General features: G+C 67.4%; 7 protein-coding genes and 1 pseudogene. 3 read left to right on the top strand and 5 right to left on the bottom strand.

The features are described 5' to 3' along the window. The coding region (locus tag ACTWP6_RS11735; protein ID WP_443187753.1) for an aldehyde dehydrogenase family protein at window positions 1-283 on the bottom strand (283 nt) is incomplete at its 3' end. 81 nt (window positions 284-364) lie between these two features. Here ACTWP6_RS11735 and ACTWP6_RS11730 point away from each other — a divergent pair. Next, on the top strand, window positions 365-1,984 hold the full coding sequence (locus ACTWP6_RS11730) for a PucR family transcriptional regulator (protein WP_443187752.1): 1,620 nt from the start codon (window positions 365-367) through the stop codon (window positions 1,982-1,984). Here the strand turns inward: ACTWP6_RS11730 and ACTWP6_RS11725 are convergent, their stop codons facing one another. Both ACTWP6_RS11725 and ACTWP6_RS11720 read right to left on the bottom strand, forming a co-directional pair. Next, window positions 1,985-3,337, bottom strand: coding sequence for an APC family permease (locus ACTWP6_RS11725; RefSeq protein ID WP_443187760.1), 1,353 nt, complete (start codon window positions 3,335-3,337; stop codon window positions 1,985-1,987). A 68-nt stretch (window positions 3,338-3,405) separates the two neighbouring features. Beyond that, the gene (locus ACTWP6_RS11720; protein WP_443187751.1) at window positions 3,406-4,521 is read right to left on the bottom strand and encodes a DmpA family aminopeptidase; all 1,116 of its coding nucleotides are present in this window, start codon (window positions 4,519-4,521) and stop codon (window positions 3,406-3,408) included. 129 nt (window positions 4,522-4,650) lie between these two features. On the opposite strand from ACTWP6_RS11720, the gene ACTWP6_RS11715 reads away from it, so the two are divergent. Further along, window positions 4,651-5,262: a TetR/AcrR family transcriptional regulator gene (locus ACTWP6_RS11715; RefSeq protein WP_443187750.1), complete on the top strand. Its 612-nt coding sequence runs from the start codon at window positions 4,651-4,653 to the stop codon at window positions 5,260-5,262. A 1-nt stretch (window position 5,263) separates the two neighbouring features. Here ACTWP6_RS11715 and ACTWP6_RS11710 read toward each other — a convergent pair. Then, window positions 5,264-8,261 (bottom strand): annotated as a pseudogene (locus tag ACTWP6_RS11710) (MMPL/RND family transporter). 302 nt (window positions 8,262-8,563) lie between these two features. On the opposite strand from ACTWP6_RS11710, the gene ACTWP6_RS11705 reads away from it, so the two are divergent. After that, window positions 8,564-9,043, top strand: coding sequence for a hypothetical protein (locus tag ACTWP6_RS11705; protein ID WP_443187761.1), 480 nt, complete (start codon window positions 8,564-8,566; stop codon window positions 9,041-9,043). 26 nt (window positions 9,044-9,069) lie between these two features. On the opposite strand, the gene ACTWP6_RS11700 is transcribed toward ACTWP6_RS11705, so the two are convergent. After that, a complete protein-coding gene (locus tag ACTWP6_RS11700) occupies window positions 9,070-9,405 on the bottom strand; it encodes a hypothetical protein (RefSeq protein WP_443187749.1) in 336 nt (111 codons plus the stop codon). Between the last annotated feature and the right edge of the window lie 85 nt (window positions 9,406-9,490).

Below are 9,490 nucleotides of genomic sequence, written 5' to 3'. Positions count from 1 at the left end.
CCTTGCCGTGCTCGGCGGTGATGATCTCGGCCAGTTCACCCTTGCGCTCGTTGAGCAGCTCCCGGAAGGCGAACAGCACCTGGGTGCGTTTGGCCAGCGAGGTGTCCCGCCAGGCCGGGAACGCGGCGGCGGCCGCATCGATCACCTGCTGGGCGTCGGCGACGCTGGCCAGCGCGACCTGACCGGTCACCACACCGGTGGCCGGATTGGTCACCGGCGCCGTCGCGGAGGACTCGCCGGCAAACATCTTGTTATCAACCCAATGCCCAATGGTCGTCGTCATGGTGTCCAGTGTGGGCCTCCGGAGGCTCTTCGCACCCTTACACGTCGTATCTATATCCGCGGGATCGCTTACACTGCGTAAATGGCCGTGACGGTGGGCGAAGTCGTCGAGCTGCCCGTGGTCCAGCGGGGATCTCCCGAGATCCTCAGCCGGTGCCGATGGTCCGAGCCGGTCCGTTGGCTGCACGTCGGCGGCGTGGCCGACCTGTCCTCGCTGCTGCAGGGCGGTGAGCTGGTGCTGACCACCGGGGCCGGTCTGGGCCGCACACCGACACGCTACCTTCAGGGATTGGCCGACGCCGGCGCGTTGGGAGTCGTCGTCGAACTCGGTGCCCGCATGCCGGCGCTTCCCGCATCCTTGACGGCACTGGCCGGGAAGCTCGACCTCGCATTGGTCGTACTGCACCGGCAGATCAGGTTCGTCGACGTGACCGAGGTCGTGCACCGGCGCATCGTCGCCGAACAGTACGACGAGGTCGCGTTCGACCGGCGAGTCCATGAAGTGTTCACCGAGCTGAGTATGAAGCGGGCCTCGGTGGCGGGCATCGTCGATGCGGCGGCCCGGATCCTCGACCTGCCGGTCGTCCTGGAGGATCTTGCCCACCAGGCCATCGCAGTGTCCGCCAGCGGCGCGAAAACCGCGGCCCTGCTTGATGACTGGGAGAGCCGGTCGCGCCGCAGCCCAACGGCCGGCGGAGGTCCCGAGCAGTGGGTGCTCACCGCGGTCGGGCCGCGCGGCGAAGAGTGGGGTCGGCTGATCGTACCGATGACACCGGCCGACCGGGCCCGGGCGACGATGGTGCTCGAACGGGCCTCGGCGGCGCTGGCGCTCAACCGCATGATCGAGCGGAACAACACCGGTCTTCGCCAGCAGGCGCAGAGCGGACTGATCGACGACGTGCTGGGCGGCCGGGTGGCCGACGAGCGGGAGGCCGCGGCACGCGCGCACGCCCTCGGGCTGCGCAAGGCGGCGCGCTACCACCCGGTGGTGGTCCGTGTCGAACGCACCGCCACGTCCACCGATCCGCTTGCTGCGCAACGACGCAACATCTCGCTGCTCGACGCCGTCGCCCACACCGTCAACGTCGCCGGCCACACCGGTGTCTTCGCCGGCCGCCGCGACGGGGAGATCGCGGCACTGCTCACCGTCAACACCGCGCGCGGCGGCCCGGACAAGGCGCTCGCCGAGCTCGGCGCGCGGCTGCACAAGGAGCTGCGCCGGGTCGACGGCATCGCTCGCTCGGTGTGCGCGGTAGGTACACCGGAAGTCGACGTCACCGACGCCATCCGCGGCCTGGCCGAGGCCGCCCACGTCGCTGAGGTCGCGCTGGCGATGCGAGACAGCGCGCGGCCGTACTTCCGCGCCTCCGACGTCCGGTTGCGCGGCCTGATGGCCTTGCTGCGCGACGATCCACGCGTGCAGCGGTTCGCCGAGACCGAACTCAAACCCCTGCTCGACCGCGGGGCGGCCGCGGACGTCGAGGTGCTCCGCGAATACCTCGGCCTCGCGGGCAACAAAGCAGCGCTGGCCCAGCGGCTGCACATCAGCAGACCGGCCCTCTACAAGCGGTTGGCGACCATCGAACAGACCCTGGGTGTCGACCTCGACGATGCCGAATCGATGACCTCGCTGTCGGTGGCGCTGATGGTGCTCGACGCGCGGCAACGCATCGAGCCCGCCAGCCTCAATGAGGTCACCTGATCATTCCGCCGGCGACAACGAGCGCGAGGGCCGCCAGGCCAGGAACCCGACGATCAGGCCTGCGAACGGAACCGCGGCCAGGACGGCGCTCAACGTCGCACTGCCGCCGGTGACCAGCGTGAAGTTCGACAACACCAGCCACAGGCTGGCCAGCAGACCGGCCACCGCCAGCGCCGGAGCGATCCGCGTGGTCCAGACCCGGCCCGACACCCGGTCCCGGTGGCGCAGGAAGAAGACCAGCACGGCGATCGACGTGGTGAGCATCAGGGTGACCATCCCGACCGTCGCGACACCGGCCATCGACCCGAAAACCCCGACCAGCGGGTCGATTCCGAGGATCGCCAACACCGCGATGATGAGGGTGGCGGTGACGGTCTGCACCACCGACGAGAACGACGGCGACTCATGGTTGTCGTGCACCTTGGCCAGCCGGGCCGGCAGCAGGCCCTTGCCGGCCAGCACGAACTGGTAGCGGGCGATCACGTTGTGGAACGACAGCACACACGCGAACAGGCTGGTCAGCAACAGGACGTTGACGATGTCGCGGCCGACGGTGCCCAGCATGTCCCCGGTGGTGTCCAGCAGCATGTTGCCTTCTCCGTCGAGGGTGCGCTGCGCGACCGCGCCCACCTGATCCGGGCCGATCGCAACGACGAACGCCCACACCGTGATCGCGTAGAACGCGCCGATCAGGGTTACCGCGGCATAGGTGGCGCGGGGAATGGTGCGCTCCGGGTCGCGAGCCTCGTCACGGAACACCGCGGTCGACTCGAAGCCGATGAACCCGGTGAGGGCGAACAGGATCGCGATGCCGATGGTTCCGCTGGTGAACACGGCGGGATCGAAGGAGGCCAGCGTGACGCCGGCCGGGCCGGGATTGGCGACCATCACCGCGTCGAGCACCACGACGATGCCGATCTCGAGGGCCAGCGCCACCCCAAGCACCTTGGCGCTGAGCTCGATGTGCCGGTAACCCAGCACGGCGACGATCGCCAGCACGGCGAACGAGTAGACGGGCCAAGGGATCACGGGTCCGCCGTAGTGGATCACCGTGTCGTTGATCGCCCAGCCGATGTAGCCGTAGATGCCGATCTGGATGGCGGTGTAGGCGATCAGTGCGACCACTGCGATGCCCTTGCCCATCCGTTCCCCCAAGCCCACGGTGACGTAGGAGAAGAACGCTCCGGCTTCGGGCACATACGGTGTCATCGTCACGAACCCCACGCTGAACACCAGCAGCACCAGCGCGGCGATCACGAACCCCATCGGCGCGCCCGCGCCGTTGCCGAGTCCCATCGCCAACGGCATGTTGCCGCCGATCACCGTCAGTGGCGCGGCCGCCGCGACGACCATGAACACGATGCCGACGGGTCCGAGGTGCCCGGTGAGGCGCCGCCCGTCGGTTCTGGTAGGTGTAGTGGTCACGAAATCTCCTGGGGTTGAGGGGTGTTGATACGCAGCGCCTGCCGCAGCATGTCGTGGTCCAGTGCGTGGGCGGTGAAGCCGTGATGGCCGGTCATCGTGGTGGCGGCGACCATCGCGTTGACGATGGCCTCCTCGGTGGCTTCGATGGTGAGATCGAACAGCCGGGTCATCAACTGGGGAGCGACCATCCGCAGTGTGACCTCGGGCCGGGAGGCGGCCGGATCTTCGTCCCACGCGTAGGGCGGGATCCCGCGGTTGCCGGTGGCGAACGCCAGCATCAGATCGCCGCTGTACTGCTCCCCGGTGCCGCCGAGACGACTCACCGCCAGCGCTGCGCGCTGGGCCAGCCGGGTGCACTGGTGGGGGAGCAGGGGTGCGTCGGTGGCGACGATGACGATGATGGAGCCCGATCCGGGCTCGTACCGGGCCGGCAGGTCCGGCAGCGGGACCTCGGACGGGCCGATCAGTTCGCCGACGGGGACGCCGTTGATCCGGAGTCGTTCGCGGCGGCCGTGATTGGCCTGCACGAGCACGCCCACCGTGTACGAGCCGGCGGCGGTGTCGGTGACGCGCGACGAGGTGCCGATGCCGCCCTTGAACCCGTGGCAGATCATCCCGGTGCCGCCGCCGACGTTGCCCTCCGCAGGCGCGGAGGAGGAGGCGGCGTGGAGGGCGGAGCGCACGTGCTCGGGCCGGACGTGAAACCCGTTGATGTCGTTGAGCAGACCGTCGTAGGTCTCGCCGACCACCGGCAGTGACCAGTAGAGGCCCTCGCCGCGGGCGCGCACCTGGGCGGCCACCAGTTCGTCGCGGACCACGCCGACACTGTGGGTGTTGGTGAGCCCGATGGCGGAGGTGAGCTCGCCGGATTCGCGGATCCATTCCAGCCCGGTCAGCTCGCCGCTGCCGTTGAGCCGGTGCGACCCGGCGAACACCGGCTCGGTCCAGATGTCGTCGTGAGGAACCACGACAGTCACCCCGGTGTGCACGGCCGGGGGCCCGTCGGCATCAAGGGTGGTGTGTCCGACCCGCACGCCTGCGACGTCGGTGATGGCGTTGGCCGGGCCGGTGGGATGTTCCCCGATGACGACGCCGAGGTCTCTGGCACGCACTGATCACGCTCGTTCCGGTAAGTTATTTTCTTAATTGGAAAAGAACTATGCGCCCGTGTGATCCCGGACGCAAGAGGAACGGCAGAATAGGTTCGACTGACATCCGGCAGCGGGGGAGGTGACCACGGCATGGCGCGGCCGAATCGGCAGGTGGAACGGCGGGGCGACATCATGGATGCGGCGATCGCGCTCATCGAGCGCCACGATCTGGCCACCCTCAAGCTCGCCGATGTGGCAGCCGAACTGGGGCTGACCACCAACGCGGTGCGGTACTACTTCAAGGACATGCCGGCGCTGCTGGCGGAGTTGGCGCTGCGCTCGGATGTCCGCTTCTACGATGAACGGCTGCGACTGGCCGCCGAGGCCGGAGATCCTCCCGCGCAGCTGGCGGTGACCATCGCGGCGGGTCTGCCCACCGGCCCCGAGGACGCCGAGTGGCGGGCTATCTGGCGCGCCGTGCTGGCGGCGGGCTTCGAGCTCGATCGGTGTGCCGACGTGCAGGGCATCTACCACCGTCAGGTCGGCCTCTACCGGGACCTGTTGAACGCCGGTGCCGAAGCCGGGGCGTTCACGTTGACCGGTGGGGCCGAGGACATCGCGATGTCGTTGATGGCGATGGAGGACTATTTCGGGTACCGCATTGTCGCGCGCGATCCCCAGTTCGACCGGGCGACCGCGCTGCGGCTCATGCGTCAGTACGCCGAAATGGCCACCGGAGCAAGGCTTCCCGAGACAGTGTGACTCACCCCGAGGCGACGCGTCCGAGGTGTGGCCGACTCGGCCACCAACTCCTCTCACGCAAGAGAGTGGCGATCGCCGGCACCGTCAGGGTTCGCACGACGAAAGTGTCGAGCAGCAGCCCACATCCCATGATGAAGCCGGCTTGGGCCATCATGTGCACCGATCCCGTCATCAGGCCGAACATGCTGACGGCGAAGATGATCCCGGCGGAGGTGATGACGGAACCCGTACTGGCCACGGTGCGCAGCACGCCGATGCGCGCGTTGCTGCTGGATTCTTCCCGAAGCCGCGAAATGAGCAACATGTTGTAGTCGGCACCGACCGCGACCAGCAGGATGAAGGCCAGCAGCGGCACCGGCCAGGCGATGGCCTGCCCGAATCCGTACTGGAACACCAACACCCCTATGCCGAGCGCAGCGGTGTAGTTCAGCACCACGGTGCCCAGGAGGTAGAGCGGGGCTATGGCCGCGCGCAGCAGCATGATCAAAACGATGCCGACCACCAGCAGCGTCGCGACGCCAAGGCGGACGAAGTCCACCGAAAGCAGTTGCTGCAGGTCCGAGTTCACAGCCGGGAAGCCGGCCATAGAGATGGTGGCGCCGCTCAGGGAGGTGTTCGGTGTGGCGGCCTGGGCCGTGGCGATGATGTGGTCGTTGAGCTCCATGGCCTCCGCGGAGAACGGGTCATGCGCCGACGTCACCGCGAACCGAGCGGTGCGGCCGTCGGTAGAGATGAATTGCTCTGCCATATCGCTGAATTGGCGGTTCTCGAAACTGTCGGGCGGAAGGTAGAACCCCGACGCGGCGTCGGATCCGGACGTGGCACGTGCGGAATTCTGTAGCTGGACGGCGACCTGTCCCATCCCGCTGAGCATCTGGATGTTGCTGTCAGCCAGCGTGTGCACACCGACGGCGAGGGCCTGGGCCCCCGCGGCCAGGCGCGAGACTCCGTCCTGGAGACGGCGCATGTTGGCCACGAGGTCTGTCGGACTGCCGGTCGCGCCCAACCCCTGCTGCATGGTCGTGACGGCGGACTGGAGACTGCCGAGGGTGCCTGAGAGCGTCGTGTCACGGCCGAGATGGTCACCCACATCGGCTACGGAATCGAAGAATCCGCCATTGCGCAGCGTCACGAGTACCTGTGCCTGGTCCCGCAATTGTGCGCACTGTGGCGTGGCGGCACACCACGGCATGTTGTTGAGGCTCTCGGTGAGAGGTGCGATGGCTCCGATCGCAGCCGATGCCTGTTCAGCCAGCGGCCTCAGACCGCGGCCGTCGCGGAGGGCTTGATCGACCGCGGGCGCCATGGCGTTGACTTGTTCGATCAGGGGGCGGGCGGCCTGCAACTGCCGACCTGCCTGGTCGGCCTGAGTCAACAGGCCGGACAGCGGAGTCAGAGCGTGCCGCAGCATGGCGTCGAGCTGGGCGAGGCCGGCTGCGAGCTGGTCGGCGCCGTCGGTCAGCTTGGCGAGGTCATCTTCGGCGGCTCGACCGTCGGCGACTGCGCCGGCCATCTTGTCGCCGATCTGCCCGTTCTGCCAGGACAGCTGCGCCTGCTCGAGCCGGTCACCGGTGGGGCGCGTGACCCCGGAGACGCGCGTGACATCAGGCACCTGGGCGACCCGTGAGGCGAGCTCGTCGAGATCGGCGAGGCCCCGGGCCGAGCGCATGTCAGTGTCAGAGTGGGACGAGCAGGAACTGGCTGATGACGGTGTCCTTCGCGAAGTGCCGGTCCAGTAGTCGGTAGCCCTGGTTACTGCCGGTGTCGGCGGGCTGGCCCTGGCGGTCGTCGTAGCTGATCGTCATGGTGGCCGCGACACCGGTCAGGGCCAGCAGCACCACCATGCTGGCAGCCAGCATCGGCTTCGGACGCCGTACCACCGCCACGGCGATCCGGTTCCAGTACCGGCGGGACAGGTCGGCACGCGGTTCCGCGATGCCGCGCCTGGCCGCCAGTGCCATCACTGGCGGAAGCAGTGTGACGGTGGCCAGGAAGCCGATCAACACGGCGATGGCACACGCTGGACCGAGCCCTTGGAACACGCTGAGCCGGGCGAACACCATCGACGCCAGCGCCAGCGCCACGGTCGCCGCCGAGGCCCGGATCACCCGCCCGATGCTGCCGCAGGCATAGGTGATGGCCTCTTCGGGGTCGACGCCGAGCCGGCGCTGTTCGTGGTAGCGGCTGATGAAGAAGACGCTGTAATCCGTACCCGCGCCCAGCAGGATGCCGACCAGAAAGATGGCACTGAACTGTGAGACAGGCAGCCCGATCTGACCGAAGCCGGACAGCGCTCCACGTGCCACAGCCACACTCACGCCGACGACCAGAAGCGGCAGCAGCGCGGTGAACACAGATCGATAGACGAGCAGCAGGATCAGTGCGATGAGGATGGCACTGGCCACCTTGACGAGCAACGCGTCCCGTTCGGCGGTGGCGATCTGATCGTGAAACGTCGCGGCCGGACCGGTGACGAACGCCGTCGTCGGAGACCCCGCGAAAGCTGAATCGACGTGCGCACGAACAGCTTCCACCGATTCGGCGGCTTTGGGGTCTCCGAGCGTGCCGGCGATGCCCACGGGAAGGAACCACGCGCGGCCGTCCTCGCTGACCACCTGGGAACGTGTGGGCGGGTCGTCGACGAAATCCTGGACCAGACTGACGTGAGTGGTGTCGGCCCGCAGCGCTGACACGAGGCGGTCGTAACGCTCCCGAGCCTGGGGGGTGAACCCGGCTGGATCCTCCATCGCGACCACAATCGACGTCTTGGTGCCGTGTTCGTCGAATGCGGTGGCCATCGCGTCGACGGCGGTGAACGACGGAACATCGTTGGGCAGAAGCTGGACTGACTGTTGGCGGACCACCGTCTCCAGTTGCGGAAAGACCACCGCGAGGATTACGGCGAATGCGATCCACGCCCCGATCACGAGGGCCTTGTGTCTGATGGTGAACCGGCCCAGTGCGGCGAGTCGCGGGCTGTACTCGGTCTTGTCTGCCATCGGCGGCCCCTATCATCACTGGTGAAGGCCTTCACCAAATTGTAGGTGACACCTTTCACCAAAGTGGGACGGCGCCGCAACCCCTCTCCCGGAACTAGGAGGTGTACAAACCTTCAATGGCCATGCATCGTGGACTCACCGCTGATCAGCGACGTGAGCACCGCCGACGCCAACTCATCGAGGCAGCGCTCGACGTCGTTGCCGAGGAGGGGGTCCACAACCTGCGGGTCCGCGCCATCAGCGCGCGGGCCCGACTCAATGATCGATACTTCTACGAGAGCTTCCGTGACTGCCAGGAGCTGTTGCTGGCCACTTTCGATGATCAGTTCACCCGCGCGCTCAGCGGCATCATGGCCACCCTCGTGGACGCCCCTCTCGAGCTCGAAGCGCGCGCCAGAACCATCTTGGAGTTCGCGCTCGGTTTCGTCGATGAAGACCCCAGGCGGCAGCGGCTGCTGATCGAACTGCAGACGGCTGAAGCCCTCGCGACACGTCGTCAGGAGGTGATTGACGCTCTCACCCGCATCATGGTCGGACAGATCCGTCAGCTCCTGGGCGATCGCGCCGGCACCGACGATACCGTCACATTGACGGCCCTGACTGTCAGCAGCGGTCTTCTCGAGCTGGCCGCGCAGTGGTATCGGAAGCAGATCGACGTCAGCCAAGCTCAGCTCATCGAATTCGCGACCGCGCTCGTGGTCACGACGGCAGACATCACCGGGGTGGTCGAGCGCCACATCGCCCCGGTGCACGAGCAGCCGGCGTCAGGAGATCAGGACTGATCTATGGCGACCAGCTGTCCATTCGGTCATGGCATTGTTGATCGGCTCGTGAGCCGCTTGACCGTCTCGTGAGCGCCGAGCACGACGGCCGCCCGGTCGGGCGCACTGTTACGCGCCGCTTGTTCGGCGTTGCCGCCCGCAATGAAGACAGGACTGTCGGCGATGTGGCGCAAGCCTTCGCGGGCCACCTCCGCCGGGTCGTGCACGGTGAGGCCCGGCATCTCCGCGAGCGGTTCGGGCTTGCGAGCGATGAGGACGAGATCGAACCCGTCCTGGGCGAGTGCTTTCGCAAACTCGGCGCCCACTCCCTCGGATCCACCGGCGATGACCGCCCGTGGCCCATACCGGGCACAGTCCGTCACCTGAACTTCACTGGAAATCATGAGCTTATCCAACTATGCGATCCGGCTTGGGCGACAGCACGTTCCACCGACCAGGACGCGTGTG

The organism is Mycobacterium sp. 4D054 (genome assembly GCF_052245755.1).
Lineage (GTDB): Bacteria > Actinomycetota > Actinomycetes > Mycobacteriales > Mycobacteriaceae > Mycobacterium.
Note: the sequence above shows the minus strand (reverse complement) of the source record. Positions and strands in the feature narration are given on the sequence as shown.

Coding starts and splice junctions, on each gene's coding strand:
- ACTWP6_RS11730 (WP_443187752.1), top strand. CDS start 365: ATGGCCGTGACGGTGGGCGAAGTCGTCGAGCTGCCCGTGGTCCAGCGG.
- ACTWP6_RS11725 (WP_443187760.1), bottom strand. CDS start 3,337: ATGGTCGTCGCGGCGGCCGCGCCACTGACGGTGATCGGCGGCAACATG.
- ACTWP6_RS11715 (WP_443187750.1), top strand. CDS start 4,651: ATGGCGCGGCCGAATCGGCAGGTGGAACGGCGGGGCGACATCATGGAT.